General features: G+C 58.3%; 22 protein-coding genes. 10 read left to right on the top strand and 12 right to left on the bottom strand.

What is annotated here, in order from left to right; all coding sequences use genetic code 11:
• Positions 1–107 precede the first annotated feature (107 nt).
• Positions 108–1595 (top strand): UbiD family decarboxylase, encoded by a 1488-nt coding sequence (locus tag P349_RS14975; RefSeq protein WP_032647308.1) that lies wholly within the window; start codon positions 108–110, stop codon positions 1593–1595.
• A 28-nt stretch (positions 1596–1623) separates the two neighbouring features.
• Here the strand turns inward: P349_RS14975 and P349_RS14980 are convergent, their stop codons facing one another.
• Genes P349_RS14980 through opgC form a run of 5 tightly spaced genes read right to left on the bottom strand, consistent with a single transcriptional unit; the run spans position 1624 to position 5730 of the window.
• Positions 1624–2049, bottom strand: a complete 426-nt coding sequence (locus P349_RS14980; RefSeq protein ID WP_032647310.1) for an ATP-binding protein — start codon at positions 2047–2049, stop codon at positions 1624–1626.
• Positions 2050–2388 carry an STAS domain-containing protein gene (locus tag P349_RS14985; protein WP_032647312.1) on the bottom strand — a complete coding sequence of 113 codons (339 nt, stop codon included), beginning with the start codon at positions 2386–2388 and terminating at the stop codon, positions 2050–2052.
• A complete protein-coding gene (locus tag P349_RS14990) occupies positions 2378–3592 on the bottom strand; it encodes a PP2C family protein-serine/threonine phosphatase (RefSeq protein WP_032647314.1) in 1215 nt (404 codons plus the stop codon). Before P349_RS14990 ends, P349_RS14985 begins: the two co-directional genes overlap by 11 nt.
• Before the next feature lie 9 nt (positions 3593–3601).
• A complete protein-coding gene (locus P349_RS14995) occupies positions 3602–4501 on the bottom strand; it encodes a hypothetical protein (RefSeq protein ID WP_081112037.1) in 900 nt (299 codons plus the stop codon).
• Between the two features lie 11 nt (positions 4502–4512).
• Positions 4513–5730 (bottom strand): OpgC domain-containing protein, encoded by a 1218-nt coding sequence (gene opgC / locus P349_RS15000; protein ID WP_032647316.1) that lies wholly within the window; start codon positions 5728–5730, stop codon positions 4513–4515.
• Positions 5731–6008: 278 nt separating this feature from the next.
• On the opposite strand from opgC, the gene P349_RS15005 reads away from it, so the two are divergent.
• From P349_RS15005 to P349_RS15045, 9 genes are all read left to right on the top strand, one after another.
• Positions 6009–7826 carry a glycosyltransferase family 2 protein gene (locus P349_RS15005; protein ID WP_032647318.1) on the top strand — a complete coding sequence of 606 codons (1818 nt, stop codon included), beginning with the start codon at positions 6009–6011 and terminating at the stop codon, positions 7824–7826.
• Entirely contained in the window at positions 7823–9142 is a 1320-nt protein-coding gene (locus tag P349_RS15010; protein ID WP_032647319.1) for a DUF3131 domain-containing protein, read from the top strand. Before P349_RS15005 ends, P349_RS15010 begins: the two co-directional genes overlap by 4 nt.
• The gene (locus P349_RS15015) at positions 9139–10686 is read left to right on the top strand and encodes a DUF3131 domain-containing protein (RefSeq protein WP_032647321.1); all 1548 of its coding nucleotides are present in this window, start codon (positions 9139–9141) and stop codon (positions 10684–10686) included. Before P349_RS15010 ends, P349_RS15015 begins: the two co-directional genes overlap by 4 nt.
• On the top strand, positions 10671–12065 hold the full coding sequence (locus tag P349_RS15020) for a DUF3131 domain-containing protein (RefSeq protein WP_032647323.1): 1395 nt from the start codon (positions 10671–10673) through the stop codon (positions 12063–12065). The genes P349_RS15015 and P349_RS15020 overlap by 16 nt, the downstream gene beginning before the upstream one ends.
• Positions 12062–12487: a hypothetical protein gene (locus P349_RS15025; RefSeq protein WP_028013202.1), complete on the top strand. Its 426-nt coding sequence runs from the start codon at positions 12062–12064 to the stop codon at positions 12485–12487. Before P349_RS15020 ends, P349_RS15025 begins: the two co-directional genes overlap by 4 nt.
• Positions 12488–12498: 11 nt before the next feature.
• Positions 12499–15165 carry a hybrid sensor histidine kinase/response regulator gene (locus P349_RS15030; RefSeq protein ID WP_032647324.1) on the top strand — a complete coding sequence of 889 codons (2667 nt, stop codon included), beginning with the start codon at positions 12499–12501 and terminating at the stop codon, positions 15163–15165.
• Positions 15162–17336 (top strand): glycoside hydrolase family 2 protein, encoded by a 2175-nt coding sequence (locus P349_RS15035; RefSeq protein WP_032647839.1) that lies wholly within the window; start codon positions 15162–15164, stop codon positions 17334–17336. Before P349_RS15030 ends, P349_RS15035 begins: the two co-directional genes overlap by 4 nt.
• 94 nt (positions 17337–17430) lie before the next feature.
• Positions 17431–17718, top strand: coding sequence for a VF530 family DNA-binding protein (locus tag P349_RS15040; RefSeq protein ID WP_032647326.1), 288 nt, complete (start codon positions 17431–17433; stop codon positions 17716–17718).
• Positions 17719–17725: 7 nt separating this feature from the next.
• Positions 17726–19018, top strand: a complete 1293-nt coding sequence (locus P349_RS15045; RefSeq protein WP_032647328.1) for a glycoside hydrolase family 10 protein — start codon at positions 17726–17728, stop codon at positions 19016–19018.
• A gap of 38 nt (positions 19019–19056) precedes the next feature.
• On the opposite strand, the gene dsbG is transcribed toward P349_RS15045, so the two are convergent.
• The 7 genes from dsbG to P349_RS15080 all read right to left on the bottom strand — a co-directional run bounded on the left by dsbG (position 19057) and on the right by P349_RS15080 (position 25744).
• Positions 19057–19815, bottom strand: a complete 759-nt coding sequence (dsbG, locus tag P349_RS15050) for a thiol:disulfide interchange protein DsbG (protein ID WP_032647330.1) — start codon at positions 19813–19815, stop codon at positions 19057–19059.
• A 41-nt stretch (positions 19816–19856) separates the two neighbouring features.
• The gene (locus P349_RS15055; protein ID WP_032647841.1) at positions 19857–20468 is read right to left on the bottom strand and encodes a DsbA family protein; all 612 of its coding nucleotides are present in this window, start codon (positions 20466–20468) and stop codon (positions 19857–19859) included.
• 7 nt (positions 20469–20475) lie between these two features.
• Complete coding sequence (locus P349_RS15060) at positions 20476–22500, bottom strand: protein-disulfide reductase DsbD family protein (RefSeq protein WP_032647331.1); 2025 nt, start codon at positions 22498–22500, stop codon at positions 20476–20478.
• Positions 22501–22548: 48 nt separating this feature from the next.
• The gene (locus tag P349_RS15065) at positions 22549–22920 is read right to left on the bottom strand and encodes a hypothetical protein (RefSeq protein WP_032647333.1); all 372 of its coding nucleotides are present in this window, start codon (positions 22918–22920) and stop codon (positions 22549–22551) included.
• An 87-nt stretch (positions 22921–23007) separates the two neighbouring features.
• A complete protein-coding gene (locus P349_RS15070) occupies positions 23008–23568 on the bottom strand; it encodes an RNA polymerase sigma factor (protein ID WP_081758200.1) in 561 nt (186 codons plus the stop codon).
• 5 nt (positions 23569–23573) lie between these two features.
• Positions 23574–23993, bottom strand: coding sequence for a hypothetical protein (locus P349_RS15075; protein ID WP_024909528.1), 420 nt, complete (start codon positions 23991–23993; stop codon positions 23574–23576).
• 200 nt (positions 23994–24193) lie between these two features.
• Positions 24194–25744: a methyl-accepting chemotaxis protein gene (locus P349_RS15080; protein WP_032647336.1), complete on the bottom strand. Its 1551-nt coding sequence runs from the start codon at positions 25742–25744 to the stop codon at positions 24194–24196.
• Positions 25745–25754 lie beyond the last annotated feature (10 nt).

The following is a 25754-nucleotide window of genomic DNA, read 5'->3' as shown; positions in this document are numbered from 1 at the left end:
CCTCCTTATATTGATATAAATTTACTTATCAATTTAACAGTAATGATGCAATTGATGCTATTGGTCATTGCCATAAAAATGGAGGTATTCAACCAAGGGAGGAAAATATGGAAAACAAGATTAACGATCTCCGCAGCGCCATCGCCTTACTGCAGCGCCACGAAGGGCAGTATCATGAAACCGATCGTCCGGTCGATCCCAACGCGGAGCTGGCGGGTGTCTATCGCCATATCGGCGCAGGCGGCACGGTTAAACGCCCAACCCGCACTGGCCCGGCCATGATGTTCAACAGCATTAAGGGCTATCCGCACTCCCGCATCCTGGTGGGCATGCACGCCAGCCGCGAGCGCGCGGCGCTTCTGTTAGGCTGCGAGCCCTCTGAACTGGCAAAACACGTCGGCCAGGCGGTGAAAAAGCCGGTTGCGCCGGTTGTCGTTCCGGCCACACAGGCCCCCTGTCAGGAGCAGGTCTTCTACGCTGACGATCCTGACTTCGATCTGCGCAAGCTGCTTCCGGCTCCGACCAACACGCCGATTGATGCTGGCCCGTTCTTCTGTCTGGGGCTGGTGCTGGCAAGCGATCCGGAAGACAGCTCGCTGACGGATGTCACCATCCACCGCCTCTGCGTGCAGGAGCGCGACGAGCTTTCCATGTTCCTTGCCGCCGGGCGCCACATCGAAGTGTTCCGCAAAAAGGCGGAAGATGCCGGAAAACCGCTGCCGGTGACGATCAACATGGGACTCGATCCCGCCATCTATATCGGCGCGTGCTTTGAGGCCCCCACCACGCCATTTGGTTATAACGAGCTGGGCGTCGCCGGGGCGCTGCGCCAGCAGCCGGTTGAGCTGGTGCAGGGCGTGGCGGTCAAAGAGAAAGCCATCGCGCGGGCGGAAATCATCATCGAAGGCGAACTGCTTCCGGGCGTGCGCGTGAGAGAGGATCAGCACACCAACACCGGCCACGCGATGCCGGAGTTCCCGGGCTACTGCGGCGAGGCGAATCCCTCCCTGCCGGTGATCAAAGTGAAAGCCGTGACCATGCGAAACCACGCAATCCTGCAAACGCTGGTGGGGCCGGGGGAAGAACATACCACGCTGGCCGGATTGCCGACCGAGGCCAGCATCCGTAATGCCGTTGAAGAGGCGATTCCGGGCTTCCTGCAAAACGTCTATGCCCATACCGCGGGCGGCGGCAAGTTCCTCGGAATATTGCAGGTGAAAAAACGCCAGCCGTCAGACGAAGGACGCCAGGGCCAGGCGGCGCTTATCGCCCTGGCCACTTACTCGGAGCTGAAAAACATTATTCTTGTCGACGAAGACGTGGATATTTTCGACAGCGACGACATCCTGTGGGCGATGACGACGCGCATGCAGGGTGATGTCAGCATCACCAATATTCCGGGGATCCGCGGCCACCAGCTGGATCCGTCCCAGTCGCCGGATTACAGCACCTCGATTCGCGGCAACGGCATCTCCTGCAAGACGATCTTCGACTGCACGGTGCCGTGGGCGCTGAAGGACCGCTTCGAGCGCGCGCCGTTTATGGAGGTGGATCCGCGTCCGTGGGCGCCGGAGCTGTTTGCCGCTAAAAAATAGAGAAAATCACGCGCGTATGGCCCACAGGTCATACGCTTATTTTCTTTTCAAGCGTGGCGATATTTTCACCCGCCACGCGTTTCACAGTGAAACGATCGACGCTCAGCAAAATGAGCATCAGCCCCCTGCCGCTCTCCAGCAGCGGCGACATTTCGCAGAAACGGTCTCGCCTGGCGGCCTCAAGCCGCTCCTGCGGGAACGCGTCACCCGCGTCGCTGAAAACAACGCAGACGTCATTACCGCGGAAGTCGAACTGTACACGAAAGACGCGCGAGTTATCCTCGTGAAGCGCGTAGCGGATGATATTCGTCGCCACTTCACAGGCGGCGAGATCGAAGGCGAAACGCCACTCATCATCTACGGGAAGCGCGCTCAACCTGACGCACAGCCAGTCGGACAGCGGCGTCAGGGACGCGATCGCCGCCGGAAATTCAGCCTGCTCCGGCGTCTGCATCTACTGCCCCAGTTGCGCAAGCGCGCTGTTTTTATCCGGATAGATGCGGAATATGCGATCCATTCGGGTCAGGGTGAACATATTCGTGATCCCGGGGTTCAGGGAGCAAAGCGCCATTTCGCCTTTCCCGTTCATCAGCTTAAACAACGACACCAGCATCCCCAGCCCGCTGCTGTCGATAAAGTCCACTTTGCTAAAATCGACAATTAAGGCTTTACGATCGCTGCCAATTTCTTCCGTGACAGAGGCCTTAAACGCCGCGGCAATGGACGCATCCAGCCGCCGAACTGCGGGGGTGAGAATATTGGCATGTGGTAATCGTTCGGTGTTAATAATCATTCTGTTCTCCCTGACGCTCAATCACGAGCAGTGACACGTCATCGGTTAAGGCGATGGGTTCATCACGATTTGCATTGCGCCAGTCGGTCAGGTGGTCACCAAACCGCGGCAGGAGCTGGTCAACCGGGAGCCGGGCATGCTCATGAAGCCAGCGTTCGAGACGCTGCGGGCCAAACTGCTCGCCGCTGACGTTCTCACACTCCGTAATACCGTCACTGAATAAGCATAAGCGATCCCCCGGATTGAGGGTAAACGCGACGTCCTCCCAGCTCAGGTCTGGGATCAGCCCGACCGGCGGGCCGCCATCGCCCACGGACGTGACTTCGCTGTCTGCGTTCACAATGACGGGAGTGGGATGCCCGGCCTGACACAGCAACCCCTTACCACTCTCTGGATCGATCACGCCGTAAATGAGCGTGAAATAACTGGTGATGTCGCTCTCTTCACTGCAAAAGCGGCTGTTCAACATCCTGACGACCTCCGCAGGTGACTGAATGCCGCCTTCATCGGTAAACAGAAAGCGATCCACCACACGGCCATGTAAAAACTGGCGAGCCACCGCGAGGGACATCATCGCGGCCCCCACGCCGTGACCCGAGACATCAACGCAATAGAATCCCAGATGGGAATCCAGCGGAAAGATATTGAACACATCGCCCGAGACCCAGGCTGACGGTAGGAAAAGCCAGTCGGAGAAGTAGTCACCATAGCGTAAGCGGTGTGAAGGCAGCACCGAGTGCTGAACGCGCGCCGCCAGTTCAAGATCTTTTTCAATCTGATGTAACGCTTCACTCAGGCGCTTGTTATGCGCCGCGAGAGTCGCCTCCAGCGTCAAAATACGTACCCCGGCGTGGAGCCGCGCCCGAAGTTCAGCCTGTTCAACGGGCTTGCTTAAAAAATCATCCGCCCCGGCATCAAACCCCTGCGTCAAGTCCCCGGCATTCTCGCGGGCCGTCAACAGGATGATATACACATAGTGGCCAAACTGACGGTTACGGATCGTCTGACAGAGCGTAAGTCCGTCCATTTCCGGCATTTCCCAGTCGCTTATCACCATGCTAACCGGCTGACTGGACAAGATTTCCAGCGCGGCGACGCCATTTTCCGCCTCGCTCACGAGATACCCCCACTGGGTGAGCATCCGGGAGAGTAGACGACGATAAATCAGCGAATCCTCAACAATTAACACGTGCAGAGCCGACATGTATCCCTCCTATAGCGGTAAGAACCAGATGAGGCTCACGGTCCCTTCCCTGAATTTTGCGTTACCGTTGCCGTGCCCCGGATAGCGCGTCCCCGCATAGTTAGCGTACTGAACAGAGAACGATCCCGGCGTATAGCCCGCGTAGCCAAAGCTGTAGCTGTAATCGCCGTTCCAGGGCTGCTGCTGGCTGCTGTCCGGAAACCAGAATGCCGTCGCACGAACGAAGAAATGTTGTTTGAAGGTGTAGCCGCAGCCGCCCAGCATGACGTTTTTATTTTTGCGGATGTCATCGCTGCTGAGATCGTAGTAGCGCGGGACCCAGCTGTACCCGACCTGGCAAATAATGGAATCCCCTTTGTTTATCAGCAGCGAATTTTCTATCGGTTTGGGCAAGGAAAACTTATAGGCCAGCGTAAATGCACCCTGTTCGAAATAGGTATGTCTCCTGCTACCCGACGTCCAGAAGTGGTTATCGCCGTAGTTTCCGTAAACCAGGCTAAACGTATTTGCATGCCAGTCGTCATAGCCGAAGCTATAGCGAAAGTCCGCGGTGTAGCGGTTGGTATCCCTGACGGGCAACCGGGAGGTAATGTTGGCAAACCAGAAGCTGTACGGGGAATACTGAAGACTCAGATTCAGCGTCTGGTTAATTTTTTTCTCCTGCGCGGCGCTGTCCGAGCTATTGGGCACGCTCACCATCTGCTCTTTCAGCCCTGAACTAAAGCTCAGGGCACCAGAGAATTTCTTGTCATTTCCCGAGAACAAACGCCCCCACCGGCTGGTAAACACGCCTGCCTGAACGGGTTCACCGTTCTTATCGCGCAGGGTTTCTTTATCACTGCTTTGCGCCGCCTCTGCGGCGGGGATCGCGGCGAGCAGCACGCCCGCCAGAAGCCATTTTTCGCGCATAACCGCCATCCTTAGTTAGGTATCCAGCGTGCGCCGACGTCGTATTTTGCCATCAGCCACAAAATACCCAGTGCCGCCGCATGCACTAACGTGTTCTCTATCCAGGCGTGACGCCATAAGTCGAAGGTGATGAACTGGCTCACCAGCAGCACTACGTACACATGCAAAATAAAGGTATAAAGCGAGTGCTGGCCTAGCGGGATCAGGAACCATCCCAGCAGGCGGTTGAGCGGCGTCCAACAATACGTCAGCACCAGGTAGACGGTAACCATCAGGGCGATATCGTTTAGCACCCGCACCGGGCCCAGCCCATTCTTCGCCGCCCAGGTGTGATAAAAGGTATTGAAGCTGTCCGGTGGAATCAGGTGCATCAGCAGCGCGGGGGGCATAAACGGGTTGGTATGGTTCTGTGCGACGAACCCCAGAATGAGCGCCACCATCACCAGCGCAACCACCACCACTTTACCTGCTGACGTGCGTGCGAAAGAGATCAGTTCGGCTTTATACCAGCCGCTGACCATGCCCAGCACAAAGATGAACTGCCAGGCCAGCAGCGGAAAGGCAAATTCGAACTCCGACGGGGTCAGCCGAAGCGGCCACTGTTGCCACAGGCCGTACACCAGCAGCGACAGCCCTAACAGCCACCAGACTTTCCCTTTCTGCAACATCCCTAAAAAAAGGGGGCTAAAGAGCAGCAAAAAGATATACAGCCCCAGAATTTGCGTCTGATGGGGGCCGATCTGCAAATAGAGAATAATGTTGAACCAGGTCTCTTTAATCTGCGGCGTAACAGGATAAAGCGACCAGCTTTGCCCCGAAAAACGGTCGGTAAAATGGGTAACCTCGAAAATATTAATATGTGGGATATAGGCCAGAAGAATAAATGACACTATGACAATGATATTTACGCGATATATTTTCCACGCCCTGAGATAAAGCCCCCAGGAAACCGTGAGTAAAACCACTTTTTGCAGACGCGCGCGATTCAGCATTCCCAGCATAAACCCCGAGAGAATGACAAAGCCTTCTGCACCGGTTGTTAACCCAAAACGCTCCCAGGAGAATATATTAAATACCGACATTACCTCCGTATGCGCCACGACCATCATGACGAGGGCAATGCCGCGCATAAAGTCAATTCTCAGATCCCGGGCACCTGCAACGGAATAACGCCATGCTATTGATTTAGCGGCATCTTCTTGCGCGATGGACGGCGCAACATGGCTCATAGGGTGTCCTTTGCCTGAAAACGAACATTAAGGTCTAAATAAAGTAGATAGCCTAAAGGAATAGTAACTGCAATTTATCGGCGACAGATGAAACATATTAAGCAGAATTAAAGCTGAATTAACCCCTGCTACATATTAATAAAAACGCGGCTGGACACTTTTATTCGGCGTTCTACACTTATCTTAAATCTTGTTTAATCGCTATTTTCTTTCTCTTTTGCAACTGTCTGCGCAGCAGAATGGGTCTGCATTTTCACGGAATCAGGAACGCCGGAACTATGGATTTTTATTTTTCCCGTTTTGAACATCGTCGTCCTCCGGAGCCGTTAACAACACCGCGTTGGGTAATGATGACCTGGCAGGTGTTAGCGGTCGCGGCGCTTATTCTGGGCGCCAATTATATTTACTGGCGCTGGACCTCCTCCCTGAATACGGACGCGTTATGGTACGCCATACCGCTGGTTCTCGCCGAAACGCTGGCGTGGATCGGCACCGTGCTGTTTACCATCAATTTATGGAAAGAACAGGATCCTCCCCAGTGCCCGCCGCCTGGCGAAATTAACGAATGCCTGTCGCCAGAAGAGGCCGTAGAACCTCGTCCTGTAAAAGTGGATCTGTTCATTGCCACCTACTCGGAAGATACCGAACTGGTCAGGTTATCCATTCGCGACGCCCTTAAGATGGCGTACCCGTTCCCGCTTGACTACCGGATCCACGTGCTTGATGACGGCCGTCGCCCGGAGATGAAAGCCGTTTGTGATGAGGAAGGCGTCAATTACATCAGTCGACAGACCAACATCGGCTTTAAGGCCGGTAATTTGCGTAATGGCCTTGAGCAAACTGACGGCGATTTTATTGTCATCTGCGACGCCGACACCCGGGTATTTCCCACCCTGCTCAGCCATACGCTGGGCTATTTCCGCGATCCGGACGTGGCCTGGGTGCAGACGCCGCAGTGGTTCTTCGATCTTCCGGAAGGTGAGAATTTGTCACGCTGGGGCCAGCGGAAAGCGGGAAAAGTGGGCTACGGTCTGGGCTGGCTGATTCAAAAGTGTGTTGGCCCGGTCACGATAGGCCGCGACCCGTTTTTTAACGATCCACGCATGTTCTATGACGTGATCCTGCGGCGGCGAAACTGGGCGAACGCGGCTTTCTGCTGCGGCGCGGCCTCCATCCACCGTCGCGAAGCGGTCATGCAGGCCGCGCTGCGCAGCTATGTCTGGTCCGTCGAAGAGGAGATCCATCGCCATACGCGCGATATTCGCGATGACGAAACGCGGGAAGCGCTGCAGGAGGCAATGCGCCCGCACGTGGCGTTTGACACTGAGCTAACGCCCTACAAATTCCACGTCTCGGAAGATATTTACACCTCGGTGCTACTGCACGGTGACGCCGCGCGACGCTGGCGCTCAGTCATGCACCCGCGGGTGGAGTCGAAGATGCTCTCTCCGCAGGATATGCTGACCTGGATGATCCAGCGCTTTAAGTACGCCGCCGGCTCGCTGGATATTTTGTTCCATGACAACATCTTCAGCCGTCGCCGCTTCAGGCTTTCCCTACCCCAGACGCTGATGTATGCCACCACCTTCTGGTCGTACATGGCCTGCGTGTGGAACACGGTGTTTTTGATTTCACCCATAATTTATCTGTTCACCGGCATTCCGCCGGTATCCGCCTGGTCGACGCCGTTTTATCTCCACTTTCTCCCGTTTTTTATTTTCTCTGAACTGGCCTTTATGTTCGGGACATGGGGGATTTCGGCCTGGGACGGCAGGGCCTCCTACCTCTCCTTCTTTTCCATGAACCTGCGCGCGCTCAATACGGTGCTGCGGGGCGAGCAGATCAAATTTCACGTTACGCCAAAAGAGCGGCAGACGGGCCGCTTTCTCTATCTGGTGAAGCCGCAGATAGCCATCGTGGTGCTGACCCTGACAGGACTCGTCTGGGGCGGTATCCAGGTGGCGCGTGGACAGGTGGACGACCCCTCCGGCTACGTCATCAATATTTTCTGGGGAGGGGTGAACATCGCCGCCATGCTGCCGCTAATTTTCGCGGCCATGTGGACACCCGCTGAAGAGGATGAGGTCACCCAATGAGGATACGCGATGCCCTGCTGCCCGCTCGCAGCTACCTCACCATTTTGCTCGGGTTCCTGCTCGGCTTTGCCATTGTGGTCTGGGTGGAGAAACAGATGCCCACGCGTGTGGAAAGCAGCGGCGGCATCGCGCTCAGTAAAGACTTCCCACCGCTGCCTGCGAAACGGGCGCTGACCTATGAAGAAGCCATCTGGGCGCGGGTCGCCTGGCAATACTACGTGAATAATACCCAGCCAAACGGCCTGGCGAACGCCAGCGACGGTGAACCGTGGCTGAGTCTATGGAGCGTGGGGAGCTATCTGTTTGCGACTGCCGCCGCACAGCAGCTCAACATTATTTCCACCGATGAGTTTGACGAAAGGGTCAGCACGGCCCTGTTTACGCTGGGGCAGCTGCCGCTCAACGAGCGAGGCCTCCCTGCCGCGTATTACCATGCTGACACACTCAAGATTCTGGGCAAACCTGACGTCTCCGCAATCGGTCTGAGCCGGCTGCTGACGGCATTACAGACCCTGCTGTGGCGCTATCCGCAGCACGCGGCGGCCATCCGCGATTTGTTGAGCGTGTGGCGCACCGCGGCGCTGATTGAAAATAACACCCAAAGCCAGGCTGCGGTGCCGCTCCATCACTGGACGCTGACCGATGACGAACAGCGGGACAGCTTTGGCTATAGGCTCTATGCCAGCCATACGCTGCGCTTAATTGACAGCGCGGCAGGCCTCGCGGTGACCAACCCGCCTGAAGGGCAAAAGATGATCGATCTGGACGGCGTGATGGTGCCGGATGAAGGGCTACGCACGCCCTGGGGCAAGCAAACCTCCCTGATCAGTCTCCCCTATCTGTTAACCGGCCTTGAGCTGGGCTTTGACGCGCAGAGCGCTGAAATCGCGTGGCGGATTATGCAGATCCAACAGCGGCGTCATAGCCTGCGTACCCCAAAACCGCCGGTCAGCACGGATTATGCCGAACCGGCGCCGGATTATGTTAACGATCTGCCTAACAGGCAGCCGGTTCAGGCGCGCAACCTGCGCGACGAAGTGCCGGAGAAGGTGGCGATTACCTCCACACGCACCGCGTTTGCCTGGTACGCCCTGTTCCGCAACAGCTGGAGCGAAGCGCTGCGCCAGCAGGTTCTGCCGCTTCAGGTGCCGGGTAAAGGCTGGCAGCGCGGGTTAAATCTCAACAACAGCGTCAATGCCGTCGTAGACGCCGATACCAATGCCATTGTGCTGGAAAGTCTGTCTTACATCGCGCATGGCCAGATGCTCTGTCTGGCCTGCCTCTACACTTCCCCCTCAGCAGGAGCAACGCCATGAAGTCACGATCCCCGATCCTTTTCCACCTGCTCACGGGAATAACGATCTTCTGGCTGGCCTTATCGACCGTGCGTGCGGACACCGAGCTTCCTGCATCAGGTTACTCCCCGCGTAGCGGCGAGCTGACCGCCCGAGAGATGACCATCGCGAAAAACGCCTGGCAGTATTTCGTCTCCAACTATCAGCCCACGACGGGCCTGGTGAATGCGGTCAACAAATACCCCTCCACCACCATGTGGGACAGCGCCTCCTATCTGGCCGCCCTGACGGCGGCGCGCGAGTTGGGGATCATTGATAAAGCGGAATTTGACCGCCGGATGCTAAAATTCCTCGCCACATTAAACACCCTGGTACTGTTCCGCAACGAGCTGCCCAACAAGGCATATAACACCATCAGCGGCCAGAAAGTGGACTACACCAACAAGCCCGGTGAAATTGGCTTCTCGGCGCTGGATATCGGGCGAATGCTGGTCTGGCTGAAAATCATCAAAGAGCGTTATCCGGAGTACGGCAACAGCATTGATAACGTGGTGCTCGGCTGGGATTTCAGCCACGCGATCGACCCCTGCGGCACGCTGTACGGCGCCTATCTGGAGAACGGCCAGCCGAAATATGTTCAGGAAGGTCGGCTGGGCTATGAAGAGTACGGCGCGGCCGGTTTCCAACTGTGGGGGTTTAATACCTGTAAAGCCAGCCGTCCGCAGCCTTACGAGCTTGCCGAAATCTACTGCGTGCTGGTCCCGTACGATACACGCGACCCGCGCAACACGTCGCAGCATAACTACGTGGTGACGGAATCCTACCTGCTCTACGGGCTGGAGTTCGGCTTTGATAAACCGACCGACCGGGATAACGCCCCGCGCGACTACTCCCTGACGTGGATGAAAAACTTTGCTGACCGCGTTTATCAGGCTCAGGAGAACCGCTATACCATTACCGGCGTCCTCACCGCGCGATCTGAGCACCAGCTCGATAAAGCCCCTTACTTCGTCTATGACACCGTCTTCAGCGACGGGTACAACTGGAACACCATTACCGATAAGGGCCAGTTCGTCCCTAACGCTGCCGCGATATCGCTTAAGGCTGCGCTGGGCATGTGGGTGCTGTGGAACTCCCCCTATACCGACCGCCTGCTGAACACCATTGAGAATGCCAACGAAGAGGGAAAAGGCTACTACGAAGGGCTGTATGAAAACGGTGACGGGCCGATCAAGGAGTTCACCGCGAACAATAACGGCATCATGCTGGAGGCCCTGCTGTTCAAAAAAGAGGGAAAACTGCTGGCCTTTAACACCGACAACCCGAAGAGCAAGGATTTTGCCCCGTCGCTGTGGGATCAAAATCTGCTCGATCAGTTTGAAGAGAACAACGCGCAGCGCAACCGCCCGTTCCTGAGCAGCACGCCGGCCGTAAAAAGCTGGTGCGACCGGACCGGCGTCACGCAGCGTACTAAACCCGCCTGTCAGGCCTGTCAGTGCGCGTCATGCAGCGTGGACGAGCCCGTTAAACTGCCACCGGTGACTGCGCAATGCTTAAAACCATAGCCAGAGGGCTCACGGGATTACTCCTCGCAGGCGCGATCATCTTTGCTCTGTTTGGCCATCAGGGAGCAGGCTGGCGCTGGCTCATCAACGGCGGCTGGCACTCCAGCGCGCGTATCTCTGCCCTGACGCCGGAAGAACAGAAATGGGCGGCAACCGCCTGGCGCTATTTCGTCAATAATACCCAGCCGCAAACGGGGCTGGTCAACGGGAGCGACAAACAGCCCCGCGTCACGCTCTGGCAAATGGGCGATACGCTTATCGCCCTGCTGGCGGCGAAAGAGCTGGGGCTAATTGATGACGCCGAGTATGACGCTCGTTTAACCCGTCTAATGGGCACCCTTAACCGCCTGACGCTGACCGAGGTCCGGACGCCGGGCCGACTCTATTCCAGCCAGACGGCGGCGCCGCTCGATTTTAGCGGCAACCCCGTCAAAGATGGCTGGTCCGCACGCGATATGGCTCGCCTGATGCTCGCCCTGCGCCTCACCGCTGAGCGGGAGCCGCAGTACAGTGAATACCTCGATAAAATTATCCTGCGCTGGAATTTCTGCCCGGTCATCGACGGTGAAGGCGAACTGTGGTCATCTTCGCTGCAAAATGGCCAGCCGGTGGTCCGGGAAGAGCTACGTCTGGGCGAGAGCGAATACGCCGCGACGGCGTTTCATCTATGGGGTTTTTCCCCGGATAAAGCGTTTACGCCGCCGATGAACCACGTCATCATCTCTCAACGGCGGCTGGCCGTGGATGCCCGGGATCCGCGCACCACGTGGCAGCCCTCCCTGATTACCACCCTTCCCTATATGCTGCCGGGCCTGGAGTTTGGCTGGGAGCCCGAAGGCGTTGCGGCCGATCTGCAAAAGCGTCTGCGCAAGCAGGCCGAAAACGTCTGGCTAAGCCAGAAGACCCGCTGGGAGACCGATAAGATCCTGACGGCCAGGGCGGATTTCTCGCTCTCTCAGGCGCCCTGGCATATTCAGGATACCGTCTGGGGAAATGGCTATGCCTGGAACTCTGTCGGCGACGATGGCCGGGACTACACCCGTTTCGCGCAGGTATCGACCAAAGCAGTCTTTGCTCTGTGGGCCCTGTGGGACACCCCGTACACCGACGTGCTGATGACGGTTACAAAACACCTTAACGATCCGCAGAAAGGCTGGTACGAGGGCCGTCAGGAAGCCACGGGCGATACCAACGCTGCGTTAACCCTCTCTACCAATGCCACGGTTCTGGAAGCCCTTTTCTTTAAACACAACGCCAGGCCGCTGTTTGACGTGCGTCGGTCGAAGAAAGAGAGCTATTTTTCACGCCGTCTGGCAGAGGAATACACGCCCATCGGGCACTGTCTGCCGGGCGAAAGCACCCTAAGGAGGACGCCGTGAAGTTTTATCGCGATCTGTTTGAATCCAGCCTGAACCGCGTCTTTCCGAATAATGAAAAAACCGCGTTTTTTCAGACGTTCTATGACGCCTTCGTCCACATGTCACCCGAAACTGAAGCGCATTTTTCTCGTCTGCCGGATCGGGAAGGTCAGCAGACCCTGTTTAAAAGTTTCTTCGCCATGCTTGCGGTGGACGGTGCCCTGATTGTCCCTGATTTTCTCGAACGCCTGGCGCGGGAGCAAAGTGACGACGGTCTCCACCTCCCCCCGCGATTTTTTGCCCTGTGGCGCGAAGCGATGTTGAACGCGGTGAGCCTGCGCGATCCGCAGTGCGACGATGAGATCCTGACGGCCTGGGCCATGGCGATCGCGCCCGGGTTGGAATACCTTCGCCGACAGGCAGAACTGCACTACCGCGCGTAGGGAGGATCACGATGAGCACATTCACGTACGATCTTAACGCGCTGCCGGCCGCCGTCATGATTTATGACCGTAATGAATGCCTTCAGGCCTGGAATCACAACGTGGCCCTGTTTTATCCGGTCATTACCCCGTGGCTGAAGGTAGGAACGACCCTTGAGGCGCTGGCGGAACGCTTTATCGATGCCGTTTACAACGTCGACCCCGGCCTGCGCCAGACGCTGCGCGAGTCAGTGGTACGCAACTGTCGGCAGGATAAACACTGCGAAGTGCGGCAGGCGGGCCAGCGGCGGATCTTCGTTCAGCATCAGCGGCTTTCGGACGGCGGTATTGTCAGCCTGCACAGCGATATTACGGAGCTGGATGAAGCGCAGCGCGCGCGCCACCAGCTGCATGACGACTTTCTGCTGACGGCGGAATCCATTCATATCGGGATCTGGGACTGGCTGGTTTCCGGCGACACGCTCCAGGTGAACGACACTCTGCTTGCCATGCTGGGCCAGTCGCGCACACAGTGGCGATATCCGGTGCGTTTTCTGCTCAATCAGGTCCACGAGGACGATCGCGCAGCGCTGCGCAAGGCGCTGCACGCTTCGAAGCAGGATCACCGTCCGGTCTTTGAATGTGAAATTCGCGTACATCATCCTACCGAAGGACTGCGCTGGATGCTGCTGTCAGGCCAGGTGGTCACGCTCTCCATTGAGGGAAACGCCGAGCGCGTTATTGGCACGCTGCAGGATATTACGCGGCGCAAAGAGGCTGAAATTCAGGCGTTCGCCTCGGCCCTTGAGGCACAAAAAGCCAATGAGGCGAAAAGCGCGTTCCTGGCGAATATGAGCCATGAAATTCGTACCCCGATGAACGGCATTATTGGCATGACCCAGCTCTGCCTGGATACGTCTCTCAGTGCCGATCAGCGCGATTACCTGACGCTGGTGATGAGTTCTGCCCAGTCTCTGCTGCATATCATCAACGATATTCTCGACTTTTCCCGTATCGAAGCTGGCAAAGTGGCGCTGGAGACGGACCCTGTGCCTGTCCGCCCCTTCATTCAGTCGCTTATTCGCCCGCACATGCCGGGGGCGAGCGAAAAAGGCATCGAGCTGCTGGTTGATATTGCGCCCGACGTTCCCGACGTGCTGCTGGTCGACGGCGCGCGACTGCGCCAGATCCTGACCAATCTGCTGGGCAACGCCCTGAAGTTTACGCATCAGGGAGAAGTGATCCTGGTTGTTGAGCCCGGGGATAGCGAGAATCGATGGCGTTTTCGCGTGCGCGACAGCGGCATTGGCATACCGGCAGATAAGCAGAAGGCCATTTTTGAAGCCTTCAGCCAGGCGGATAACTCAACCACACGCCGCTATGGCGGTACGGGGCTCGGGCTAACCATCTCTTCGCGATTGGTTGCGGCGATGGGGGGCGAATTAACGGTCTCCAGCGATCCGGGAAAAGGCAGCGAATTTTCGTTCTCGCTGCCGCTGGCGGCACAGACCCTGGCGCCTGGCGAGCGCCCACATAGCCATCGCTTTAACGGTGACCCCGTGCTGGTAGTTGATGATAACGAGACCAATCTGCGGCTGCTGGCAGCGATGCTCAGCCAGATGGGGCTGAAACCCACCTGCGTCAACAACGCCAGCGAGGCCATCACCCGGGTTAAAGCTGGAACAGTATGGCCGCTGATCCTGCTGGACGCACAGATGCCGGATATGGACGGCGTGTCTCTAGCCCTTGAGCTTTCAGTTCTGCCGCAAGTTGCTGAGAGCCATATCATCATGCTGAGCTCCATGAGCCGACATTTTGATATCAATATGCTGAAGCGGATCGGGATCAAGAACTATCTCCATAAGCCTATCGCCCAGGATGAATTACATCAGGCGATTGCCGCCGCGTTTGAACGTTCGCCGGCACCCGTGGGTGAAAGCACGCCCGCGCCTGTCGCCTCGCCAGGGGCTACGGGACTGCGGATCCTGCTGGCAGAAGATAATCTGGTTAACCAGAAGGTCGCCGCGCGCCTGCTTGAGCGGCTCGGGCACACCTGTCAGATCGTCGATAATGGCGTCTCGCTGCTGGAAAGCTGGCGCGCAGGCGCGTGGGACGTTCTGCTGATCGACCTTCAGATGCCAGAGATGGACGGTGAGACCGCCATTCGCCTGCTGCGTGAAGAAGAACGGTCCCGGCCTGGCCCGGCTCAGCCCACCGTCGCCATGACCGCACACGCCATGCAGGGGGACAAAGAGCGCTGTCTTAACATGGGTTTTGACGGCTACATTGCTAAACCCATCAGCCAGGAACGTCTCGCTGAAGAGATTGCTCGCGTGCTCCAGCGCCACGAAGATTCCTCCGGTCTTCCGGATGAAGCACGCCTGCTGAAGCAGTGTGCTGACGACCCTGACCTGGTGCAGGAGTTGCTGGCCCTGTTTGGCGAAGGGCTGGAGGAGGCCATGAAGGCCATCACCCGGGCTATCGACAGCGACGACCGCGACGCGCTGCGCCGCGCTGCCCACAAGCTGCGGGGAGAAGCCGTCACCCTGGACTTCAGCACGCTCGCACAGCAGCTACAGGTGCTGGAAAGCGACGCGCATGCGCTGGATAGGCAACAGCTTGCAGCCCTGAATGAAAACCTTCGCCAGGAATCGCGGCGCCTGACGGCATGGCTCACCGCGCGCGGGGTAAACGCATGATGACTCGCAACTGCGCGCTGCTTTTTGCCCTGTTGGCCCCCCACACGGTGGCGAACTCTGCGCCGGTCAGCTGGTCTCTGGCTGGAGAATGGCAGGTTCAGGATGCCAATGACAGCGCACATCCTGTTGCATCAGGCTGGCGCCCGCTTCAAGTTCCTGCCAACTGGTACAGCGCCGGGTACGATCACCAGGGCGCGCTGTGGTACAAGCACGCGTTTTCCCTGCCCGTGCAGCCCCCCGACGTGATGAGTACCCTGGTGTTTGACGGCGTCGATTATCTAGCACAGGTGACGCTGAACGGCCAGCCGCTGGGCAAGCATGAGGGCTATTTTCAGCGCTTTTCGCTGGATGCCCGTTCAGCGTTACAACGTCACAACCAGCTCGTGGTCAGGGTCGACAGCCCTTACGAAGATCCCACTAAGGTCTGGCCGCTGCATAAAACGCTCATGAAGGGGATCCTTAACCAGCATGACACGCGTCCCGGTGGGGCCTGGTCGCCGCAAGGACAGGACGCCAACTCGGGGGGCATCTGGGCACCGGTCAGGCTGCATCTTAGCCGGGGCGCTACCCTTGATGAGACCATCCTGCGGCCCGACTGGACGCAGGGGCTGACTCGTCCGGCGCTAAAGGCGGAGATACGCTATCGCGCGCTCGGTCAGGGCCCGGCGACCGTGCGGCTCACCGCCACGCCCGCCAATTTCAGCGGCAAGCGCTATCAGGCTGACTTTCCGGTTACCCTCGAAAGCGGCGCCCATTCCGTGCAGGTGACGCTGCCCATGCCGAAGGCAAAACTGTGGTGGCCGGTCGGCACGGGGAAACCGCACCTGTATACCATTCGCGTGGCATTGCGCGATGAAAACGGCCTGATGGATACTGCGGTGACCCGCACCGGGCTGCGCAAAATCGTTGAGCAGCCCGACAATAAAGGCTGGCTCATTAACGACAGACGCCTTTTTATTAAGGGCAGTAATTACATCGGTTCCCCCTGGCTCAGCACCATGACGCGAGAAAAATACCGTCGCGATCTTCGTCTGGTGGAGACCATGAACGCTAACGCCATACGCGTGCACGGACACGTTGCCGGGCGCGCGCTGTATGACGTTGCCGATGAGATGGGAATGATGATCTGGCAGGACGTCCCGCTGCAGTGGGGCTACGACAGCCGTGACGCCTTTACGAAAAACGCGGTTCGCCAGACGCAGGAGATGATCGAACAGTTTGGCAATTCCCCCGCCATCATCGTCTGGGGCGGGCATAACGAACCGCCCTGGAATTCACCGTGGATGGAAAAACGCTTCCCGGACTGGAATACAGATCTGAATCGCGAGCTCACGCAGCAGGTAGCGGATACGCTTGCCGAAGATACTTCCCGCATCGTGCATCGCTTTTCCGCCGTTGAGGAGCATTACTGGGCGGGCTGGTACTTCGGCACCGTGCGCGACCTGCTGACGCCGGCCAAAACGGGGATCATTACCGAGTTCGGCGCGCAGGCGCTTCCCCGCCTGTCAACGCTAAAAACCATCATCCCGGCGGCGTCCCTCTGGCCAAAAACCACCGCCGCTGACGATCCCGGCTGGACCGTCTGGAAATACCATAATTTTCAGCCCTTCCAGACCTTTAAGTTTGCCGGTATTCCGCGCGGGAAGAACATTCAGGCGATGATTCGCAATACTCAGGCGTACCAGTCTCAGCTGGTGGCCACGGCGGCAGAAAGCTATCGCCGACAGCGCTACCAGCCGGTGACGGCCCTGTTCCACTTCATGTTCGTGGAAACCTGGCCCTCCATCAACTGGGGCGTGGTGGACTACCTGCGTAAACCTAAGGCCGGGTTTTACGCGCTACAACGTGCGTACCAGCCTGTTCTGCCATCCATTGAGCCGGTCACCGCGCAGTGGCAATCCGGGGCGGCGGCGACCGTGCGTCTGTGGGTCATTAACGACACCTGGAAACCGTGCCGCGAATGCCGTCTGAGCTGGCGCATCACCCAGCGCGATAAGGTGCTGGCAAAAGGCACGACGACGATGACGATCGCAGCAGACTCGGGAACGATGATTAAAACGCTGACGGCCACGCCCGCGGGCCAGGATGACGTGTCGATTCGGTTTACGATAAAAAACAGTGCGGGAAAAATTGTCGGCGAAAATCAGCGCACGGAGTCCGTCATAAAGTGAGCGAGGGGAAAAGGAAAATTGCCGCTTCCCCTGCTTTCTTGTACCCTTTCAGCGTTTACCCCAATCCCCTAAAAATCGAGACATCCGGACGCCTATGACTGCACATATTTCCAAAGATCCTTTGCATGGCGTAACGCTGGAGATGATGGTCAACGCCCTGGTGGCGAAATATGGCTGGAGCGAGTTGGGCGACCGCATCAAAATTAACTGTTTCAGAAAAGACCCCAGCGTTAAATCGAGCCTGAAATTTCTGCGCCGCACCCCATGGGCGCGTGCGGAAGTGGAAGCCCTGTATCTGGACTCCCTCAACGATGAGGGAAATACAGAGCAGGCGGCGCCCGCCTTTAATCCCTGGGCCAACAGTCGGATTATCAAGAGCTAATACGCAAATGACGCGACACGTAAAACGGATTGGTGCGCTGGCTGCCTGCGCGCTTTTACTTGTGAGCTGCTCCTCAAAACCACCAAAGTCACTGGTTACCCCGCTCCCCACCGCGAGCAAACCGACGCCGCAGGCAAACGAGCCGATGCGCGGCATCTGGCTGGCGACCGTCTCGCGTCTCGACTGGCCGCCAGTCGCGTCGGTGAATGGCCGCAGCGCGGACCAGCGCATCGCGATGCAAAAACAGGCGCTGATCGCAAAGCTCGACAACCTTAAGCATCTCGGCATTAACACGGTCTTTTTCCAGGTGAAGCCGGACAGCACGGCCCTCTGGTCATCAAAGATTCTCCCGTGGTCGGATATGCTGACGGGCAACGTCGGCGAATATCCGGGATACGACCCGCTGCAGTTTATGCTCGATGAAGCGCACAAGCGCGGCATGAAGGTTCATGCCTGGTTCAACCCCTATCGCGTGTCGACCAACACGAAGCCGTCCACCATCGCCGCGCTAAACCGGACCGCCTATCAGACCCCGTCCAGCGTCTATGTTCAGCATCCGGAGTGGGTGCGCATCTCAGGCGACCGCTTTGTGCTCGACCCGGGCATTCCCGAGGTGCGGGACTGGATAACCAAAGTGGTGACCGAAGTGGTGGCGAACTACCCGGTAGACGGCGTGCAGTTTGATGATTACTTCTATGCTGAATCGCCGGGCTCCGCGCTGAATGATTCGCAGACCTGGCGGCAGTACGGCCAGGGTTTTGCCTCAAAAGCCGACTGGCGAAGGCACAACACGCAGCAGCTGATCGTCCAGGTCTCCCGCGCAATCAAGCAGACAAAGCCCGACGTTGAGTTTGGCGTCAGCCCGGCGGGGGTATGGCGTAACCGCTCCTTTGACCCGGCAGGCTCCGACACACGCGGCGCCGCGGCCTATGATGAATCCTTCGCCGATACGCGTCAGTGGGTGCAGCAGGGCCTGCTGGACTACATCGCGCCGCAGATTTACTGGCCCTTCTCCCGGGATGCCGCGCGCTACGACGTGCTGACCAAATGGTGGGCCGACGTCGTGAAGCCGACCCATACTCGCCTGTATATTGGCATTGCGTTCTATAAAGTGGGCGAGCCGTCGAGAAACGAGCCGGACTGGACGGTTCAGGGCGGCGTGCCGGAGCTGAAAAAGCAGCTCGACCTCAACGATTCGCTGCCCAACGTCAACGGCACTATCCTGTTCCGGGAAGATTACCTGAACCAGCCGCAGACCCAGCAGGCGGTAAACTACCTCCGTGGACGCTGGGGTAGTTAAGTGATTACCAGGCAGAAACGCCCGTTTCTGCCTGTTTTTTACGGCTTCGGCCCGAACATCGCCTCGAGCTGCTGAGCATCCGGCATTCCCACCACCTGCTGCAGCTCATTTTCCGCATTCAGATAGTAAATGGCCGGCGTGGCGTTAGCGCCCAGGCTGTCCATCAGTGCCTGATGTTTCTGTAGGATCTCAACCGTTTCGCGAGAAGCGTCCCCTTCAGGCTTGGGCAGTTTTTTGCCGCCGGAGAGCTCGTATTCGCGCCAGGCCGCAACCGGATCTTTCGCATTCAGAATCGCTGAGGCGTTACGCCCGCTGTTGGGGTTGAGGAACGCCACCAGCAGCGTATTGAGCTGAACCTTACCGGCCTTGACCCACGGCTGCGCTTCGGCCCAGAACTGCTTGCAGTACGGGCAGAACGGATCGGCAAAGACAAAGACTTTACGCGGGGCGTTATCCGCCCCTTCCTTCAGGGGATGCGCCGCGTTGAGGTTCTTCCACATTTCGCGTCCCATTGGGGCGTAGATCTCTTTCTGGAAATAGCCTTCGCTGAGGTTCTTCCCTTTGTCATCATAAAGATATCCCGAGATCACGTGCTTGCCGTCCGGCGTGAGAAAGAGCGTCACGCCCATATCCTGATACTGCCCAAGCCAGGCTGGCGCCCCGCCAGGCGCATCCAGCTTCTTGATGATTTTGATATTCTGCTGCTCGCTGAAGTGCTTCACCACATCCGGTATGGCTTCAGCCGCCTGTACCAGCCCTGACGTCGCCAGCGCCGAAAGTAACAGTAATTTTTTCATTTCCCTCTCCGGTTTGTCGGGGGCATTTCGCCCCCTTCAGGTTAGCGGTTTTTCAGTGCGTCACTGACCATTTCGTCGAACTGTTCGTACGGCACCCAGCCGGGCAGCAGCCCCTCGCCGATAAGCGTGGCAGGCGTGCCCTGGATCCCCATTTTTTCCGCCACAATGAGGCTGCGCCTGATCGTCAGCAAACTCTCCTCGTCCGGCGTCGTCACGCTCACGCCCGCCCGCCTCTGCGCCTCCTGAATGCTGGCGTCATCGTGGTACCCCTTTTTCGCCATCAGTGTGTGGTTCAGCTTCATAAACTGCTCAGGATGCGCACGCCAGACGGTTAACGCGTCTCGCGCGGCGGTCAGCGAACTTTCCGAGCGGAAAGGTAAAAACTTAAAGACCACCGCCACGTCCGGGTGTTTTTCGACAATCTTCTCCAGGTACGGATCGAATTTTTTACAGTACGGGCAGTTGTAGTCGGTAAACACCACCAGGGTGAGCTTTGGGTTTTTCGCGCCGATGCGCGGGGAGTTCGGATCGTTAAACAGGAAGTCAGCGATCATCTTCTGCGCACGCTGCTCCTGGTCCGCCGTCAGCGGCTGGGCAGCAAATGCCTGAACCGGGGCCAGCAGGAGCAGCAGCGTAATAAGGAATTTTTTCATCATACCGTTAGCCTTTTGCATTGTTCAGGGTGGTGACCAGGGTGCGCTTGTCCAGCAGCGGCGAGAGGATTTCCCCTTCAGACAGGCCGGGGCCATACACCGCGTTAAACGGAATGGCGTAACGGTTTCGCTTCGCCAGAAAATCCGCGATAAACGCGGACGGCTGGCTCCAGTCTCCGCGCAGGGCCACCACGTCCGGCTGGCGCAGCGCGGCAATAACGTCCGGCTGACTGAGTACGCGGTGCTCGTTCACCTTACACGTCACGCACCAGTCCGCCGAGATATCTACAAACACCCGTTTCCCCTGCGCCAGCGCCTGCTCAATGGCCTCTTCACTGAGCGGCTGCCACGGGATGGTTTGCGCAACGTTTTGTGCCGGTGCATCAGGCGGCGCGTTAAGCAGACCGCGCAGCTGATACCCGCTGAACGCCGACAGCGCGATGACCACCAGCCAGAACAAGGGTGAGGATTTTTGCCCCTTCAGCGCGAACAGCACCAGCGCAGCGGCAGTCAGCGCCAGCATCACGATCTGGCTGACCGCCTCGCCCAGATGCACGCTCAACAGCGTCGCCAGCCAGAGGCTTGAGACCAGCATCATCAGGCCGAGGATGACCTTGAGCGTGTTCATCCAGCGGCCGGGTTTCGGCAGCAGCATCGCCGTTTTCGGTACCAGGGCAACGAACAGCCACGGCAGGCTCATGCCCACGCCGAGCATCAGGAAGATCAGCCACAGGGCGTGCAGCGGCGCACCAAGGGCAAAGGCAACCGCGGTACCGAGGAACGGTGCGGAGCACGGCGTCGCCAGCAGCGTGGCGAACATTCCTTCGCAGAAGCTGCCGCCGATCCCCGTTCCCCCTGCCGTCGCCAGCCGTCCTGCGGCAGAAGAAGGCAGCAGCATTTCAAACGTCCCAAACAGGTTCAGCGCAAACAGGAAGGTGACGGCGACCATCAGGCCGATAAACCACGGGTTCTGGAACTGAATGCCCCACCCCAGCGACGCCCCGGCCAGCTTCAGCGCGGTCACCATCCCGGCCAGCAGCATAAAGGAGGTGAGGATCCCGGCGCTGGTGGCCAGAAAGCGCAGCCTGATGGCGCGGCTGTCCGATCCCGCCAGCAGGATGCTGTTAAGCTTCATGCCCATCACCGGCAGCACGCAGGGCATCAGGTTGAGGATCAGCCCGCCCAGCAGCGCAAAGAGCACCATTTTTCCCGTGCTGTCCGGTACGGAGGTCTCTTCGGGCGCGGTTCCAACGGTCATGGTGGTTTGCTGCGCCCGTTCGCCGTTGGTCAGCACAAACGACAGCCTTTTGCCTGCCAGCGAGGCGGGTTTATCGCCCCACTCGTCGGTCACGGGTACCGTCACCCGAAGGGTATTGCCGTCGTGTTTAATGACCGGCTCGCCGGGCAGAATGTCACCCTCCAGCGGGTCAAAGTAGATCCCCGGATTGTCCCACTTGCCGTCCGTGGTGCCGGTAATCACCAGCTTGTCGCCAGAGAGCCAGGCGGAGAGATCCTTGGATACGCCAGACGTGCCCGGTACGGCGCGCATCGCTTGCTCGAAGGTGCTACGGAAGCCCTCATCTACCGGCTGGGTAAAATCGAGATGCAGCGGGTAGTCCGTCAGCAGGCAGACGTTGCTGCAGGTAGAGAGCGTCAGCGTCCCGTCGAGCGCGTCGCCCGTCACCCCGTCGAGCGTCATCGGGATCGTCACCTTATCGTGATAGCCCTGCGTGGTCATGCCGGAGATATCAAAGCGCGACGGCACCGGCCATGACCAGCTGTCCGTTACGCCTTCCGGCCAGCTGATTTTCGGCGCCACGCCGCCCTCGCCCGGCGATCGCCAGTAGGTTTTCCAGCCGGGCTTTAGCTCAACGGTGAGCAGGCCTTTAACGTGCGTTTGTTCCCTCTCCGCCTGAAAGCGGATGCGGGCGTGATCGTTTTGTGGGGAGACCAGCCAGCCGGTGTCCGCCGCATGGACAATGCCGATGCAGGACAGCCACAGGAAGACGAATCCCCTGAAGAGGTTAACCATGTTGTACTCCGTGAACAGTGAAAAATTATCGTGCGGTGACGATGTTTTTCATTCACGGAAAACGCAGTTTTTAAGGTGTATTCGGGGAGGCGGCGCCTGAACGGGCTGTTCCACGGGAACCAATGCCCGCCCTTGCATCAACAGCTGCAGTAGCGCGAAGAAGATAACAATGGCCGGCAGCGCGCCGTCGAAGAACAGCGGCTGCGCGCAAAGCAGCGAGTGAGCGCCGAGCTGACACGGCGACGGGCCGGGTTGTTCAGTGCTGCTGGTTTGAGCCGGGGCATCTGCACTCAGTGAAATCTGCGGATCCAGTCCCTGTAAAAAATGGTTGAGCATCACCGCACGCTGCACGAGGCAAAGCGCCATCGCGAGACAGGTGATAATCAAAAGCCATTTTCCGAGGAGCTGACGGTTGCGCATAACATTCCAGAGTGACAAGACGACCCGATCATAAACGATAGTGATGAATCTACAAGTGCCGGAAGTGTAAGGTTTTGTCTGCCGCCGCTATTCGCCCGTCAGCGCGTCGTAGACGTCCCGCAGCCGCGTGCGCAGAAACAGCACCGCCTTGTGCTTGCGGGATAACAGCGCCTGTTCGCTGGCGCCGGTCTCCTCTGCCAGCACCTTAATGCTGTAGCCGTGGAGCTCGGTCTTTTCAAACGCCTCGCGCTGCGGCGACGGCAGTTCAGACAGCGCCTGCCCCAGCTCTTCCCACAGCAGCGTTTTGAGGTACTCCTCCTCCGGCGTGCGCGGTACGCCAAACAGGGTTTCGGCCAGCTCGTCTTCCGGAAAACCCTCGTCGTCCTCGCCCGTAAAATAGCCGGAGAGCGACACCTCACGCTTTTTGCGCGCCCGGTCGGTCATCTCGTTACGCGCCGCGCGGAACAGCCAGGCGGCGACGTTTTCGACCGGCTGCTCCACTTTCATCAGCTGGTACGTCACTTCTTGCAAAATGTCGTCGGCATCATCGCGAACGGACGTCCGTCCGCGAATGAAGGCTTTCAGCCGGGCGCGACAGGCGTTGAGCGCCGACATCAGCATGGAGCCACCCGCCTCCCCGGCTTTCATCTCGCTCACTCTGCTTCCGGCGCTTTTGGCGTGGCGTCATCGCGCTTATCGTCACGATGGCCGTGCCAGCCGCAGTGCCCGCGACCGTGGCGACCAAACCCTTCACGGCGCTGCTGAATAAACGCCTCACGCTGTTCGGGTGTCATATTCATCCAGCGCTCGTGCATCCGGCGGTGCGCGCCAAACATTCCGGGGCGGAAACCTAACCCGCCAAACAGAATACGGCTCAGCACCAGAATGCCCAGTGCCTGCCAGAATCCGATGGCCTTAACGCCGAGGATGGCCGGGAGCAAGGCGTTCCACAGGGTCATCACCAGCAGGCCGAGCACGATGAAAATCACCGCGCCGATGACTAACCCCTTGCCCATACGGTGGCGACCAAATCCGCGTCCGTGACCTCTGCCGTGCATATCAAAATCTCTCATGGTGTTTACCTCGTTTACAGTAACTGATTATGGCGTGTGATGAGGTAGACGGATGAGGAAGGGAAATATTGCCGGGATGAATGAAATAATTACTCTGGCCGCACATTCGCGGTGATTGCCCGGCGGCGCTGACGCTTGCGCGGGCCTACAGGTTTCGTAGGCCGGGTAAGCGTCAGCGCCACCCGGCACATGTCAAAGGCTTACGCCTGCACCGGCAAACTAAAACTCGAAATACTCCGTGAAAGCTGCTGCGCCTGCTCTTCCAGCGATGCCGCAGCAGCGGCGGACTGCTGCACCAGCGCGGCGTTCTGCTGCGTCACGCCGTCCATCTCGGTCACCGCCTGCCCGACCTGGCTGATCCCGCGGCTCTGCTCTTCGGAGGCGACGGAGATCTGCTCCATCAGCGTATTTACTTTATTCACCGATAAAATAATCGAGTCAATCACCTCGCCGGAGCGGCTCACCAGCTCCGCACCGTTTTTCACGCTGGATACCGACTGCGCGATCAGGCTTTCGATGTCCTTGGCCGCCACCGCGCTTTTCTGCGCCAGGGTGCGGACTTCACTGGCCACGACCGCAAAGCCGCGGCCCTGCGTACCGGCGCGCGCCGCTTCAACCGCCGCGTTCAGCGCCAGGATGTTGGTCTGGAAGGCGATGCTGTTAATCACGCTGGTAATGTCTTCAATGCGCTTCGAGTTCGCCGCGATGGTATTCATCGTGTCGATCACTTCACGGGTCACCGCTTCACCGGTGTGGGCATTTTTCACAGCGTCCTGCACCAGCTTCCCGGCCTGATACACGTTATCGGTATTGTTCGCCACCGTCGCGCTCAGCTCTTCCATGCTGGCCGCCGTCTGGGTTAACGCCGAAGCCTGCTGCTCGGTGCGTGACGCCAGGTCGATATTCCCGGAGGCAATCTCCTGGGCTGCGTGCGTTACGGTATGGCTCGCATCGCGCACCTGGGCGATGGTCGCCAGCAGCGCCTGACGCATCTGCTCCATCGAGCCCATCAGATGGTCGATTTCGTTGCCTGTACTCCCCTTCACCGGCACCGGAATGTCCAGCTTGCCTGCCGCAATCTGGCTGCAGTGCTCGCGCGCCAGGTTGACCGGCGCAAAAACAAAGCGCTTCATCAGCAGGCTGACGGCGACAATCACCACCACAAACAGGCTGGCGATAGCGGCAATGATCGCCAGACCAGAGACGAAGTTACTGCTCGCATCTTCGTTCAGGCTTTTGGCGTATTTCTGGTGGACGGAAAGGACCTGGTCGAGAACGATCTCGTACTGGCGGTCGAGACGGGAGACTTCCGGGATCAGCGCGTTAAATTTGGCGACATCGTGCGCCTCGGCGGCATCGATCAGCGGCGCCAGCCCCTGATTGCGGTAGTTTTGCCAGGCATCCTGATAGGCAGTGACCAGCGGCGCTTCATCGCTCAGGCGCGGCGACGCCATAAAGGCCGCAAAGGCGTGATCCGCTTTGGTCAGCGCCTCTTTCACGGCGGTAAGCTTTGCAGCGCCGTCCGCCGCGTTGCCCGCTTCCACCATCTTCACATACTCCATCACCCGCACGCGCAGCGTACGGCTATGGTTGATCGGGTCAATAATGGACAGCACAACCTGGATCTCTTTGTTGACGTTATCCAGCGAATTATTACTTTTAATGATGAGGCCAACGCTGGTGACGGTGCTGACAACAAAGAAGAAAAGCAGCGAGAACAGGACAATCAGGGATGACTTTTTCAACGACATAAACCAATAC

It is taken from the genome of Enterobacter sp. DC4 (assembly GCF_000568095.1).
Lineage (GTDB): Bacteria > Pseudomonadota > Gammaproteobacteria > Enterobacterales > Enterobacteriaceae > Enterobacter > Enterobacter pseudoroggenkampii.
The sequence above is the reverse complement of the archived record's forward strand: the minus strand, read 5'-3'. Positions and strand labels throughout refer to the sequence as shown.

Coding starts and splice junctions, on each gene's coding strand:
- P349_RS15055 (WP_032647841.1), bottom strand. CDS start 20,468: ATGAAAAAATTCCTTATTACGCTGCTGCTCCTGCTGGCCCCGGTTCAG.
- opgC (WP_032647316.1), bottom strand. CDS start 5,730: ATGAGCCATGTTGCGCCGTCCATCGCGCAAGAAGATGCCGCTAAATCA.
- P349_RS14985 (WP_032647312.1), bottom strand. CDS start 2,388: ATGATTATTAACACCGAACGATTACCACATGCCAATATTCTCACCCCC.
- P349_RS15070 (WP_081758200.1), bottom strand. CDS start 23,568: ATGAAAGCCGGGGAGGCGGGTGGCTCCATGCTGATGTCGGCGCTCAAC.
- P349_RS15035 (WP_032647839.1), top strand. CDS start 15,162: ATGATGACTCGCAACTGCGCGCTGCTTTTTGCCCTGTTGGCCCCCCAC.
- P349_RS15005 (WP_032647318.1), top strand. CDS start 6,009: ATGGATTTTTATTTTTCCCGTTTTGAACATCGTCGTCCTCCGGAGCCG.
- P349_RS15075 (WP_024909528.1), bottom strand. CDS start 23,993: ATGAGAGATTTTGATATGCACGGCAGAGGTCACGGACGCGGATTTGGT.
- P349_RS14990 (WP_032647314.1), bottom strand. CDS start 3,592: ATGTCGGCTCTGCACGTGTTAATTGTTGAGGATTCGCTGATTTATCGT.
- P349_RS14975 (WP_032647308.1), top strand. CDS start 108: ATGGAAAACAAGATTAACGATCTCCGCAGCGCCATCGCCTTACTGCAG.
- P349_RS15045 (WP_032647328.1), top strand. CDS start 17,726: ATGACGCGACACGTAAAACGGATTGGTGCGCTGGCTGCCTGCGCGCTT.
- P349_RS14980 (WP_032647310.1), bottom strand. CDS start 2,049: ATGCAGACGCCGGAGCAGGCTGAATTTCCGGCGGCGATCGCGTCCCTG.
- P349_RS15065 (WP_032647333.1), bottom strand. CDS start 22,920: ATGCGCAACCGTCAGCTCCTCGGAAAATGGCTTTTGATTATCACCTGT.
- P349_RS14995 (WP_081112037.1), bottom strand. CDS start 4,501: ATGCGCGAAAAATGGCTTCTGGCGGGCGTGCTGCTCGCCGCGATCCCC.
- P349_RS15015 (WP_032647321.1), top strand. CDS start 9,139: ATGAAGTCACGATCCCCGATCCTTTTCCACCTGCTCACGGGAATAACG.
- P349_RS15040 (WP_032647326.1), top strand. CDS start 17,431: ATGACTGCACATATTTCCAAAGATCCTTTGCATGGCGTAACGCTGGAG.
- P349_RS15020 (WP_032647323.1), top strand. CDS start 10,671: ATGCTTAAAACCATAGCCAGAGGGCTCACGGGATTACTCCTCGCAGGC.
- P349_RS15010 (WP_032647319.1), top strand. CDS start 7,823: ATGAGGATACGCGATGCCCTGCTGCCCGCTCGCAGCTACCTCACCATT.
- dsbG (WP_032647330.1), bottom strand. CDS start 19,815: ATGAAAAAATTACTGTTACTTTCGGCGCTGGCGACGTCAGGGCTGGTA.
- P349_RS15060 (WP_032647331.1), bottom strand. CDS start 22,500: ATGGTTAACCTCTTCAGGGGATTCGTCTTCCTGTGGCTGTCCTGCATC.
- P349_RS15030 (WP_032647324.1), top strand. CDS start 12,499: ATGAGCACATTCACGTACGATCTTAACGCGCTGCCGGCCGCCGTCATG.
- P349_RS15080 (WP_032647336.1), bottom strand. CDS start 25,744: ATGTCGTTGAAAAAGTCATCCCTGATTGTCCTGTTCTCGCTGCTTTTC.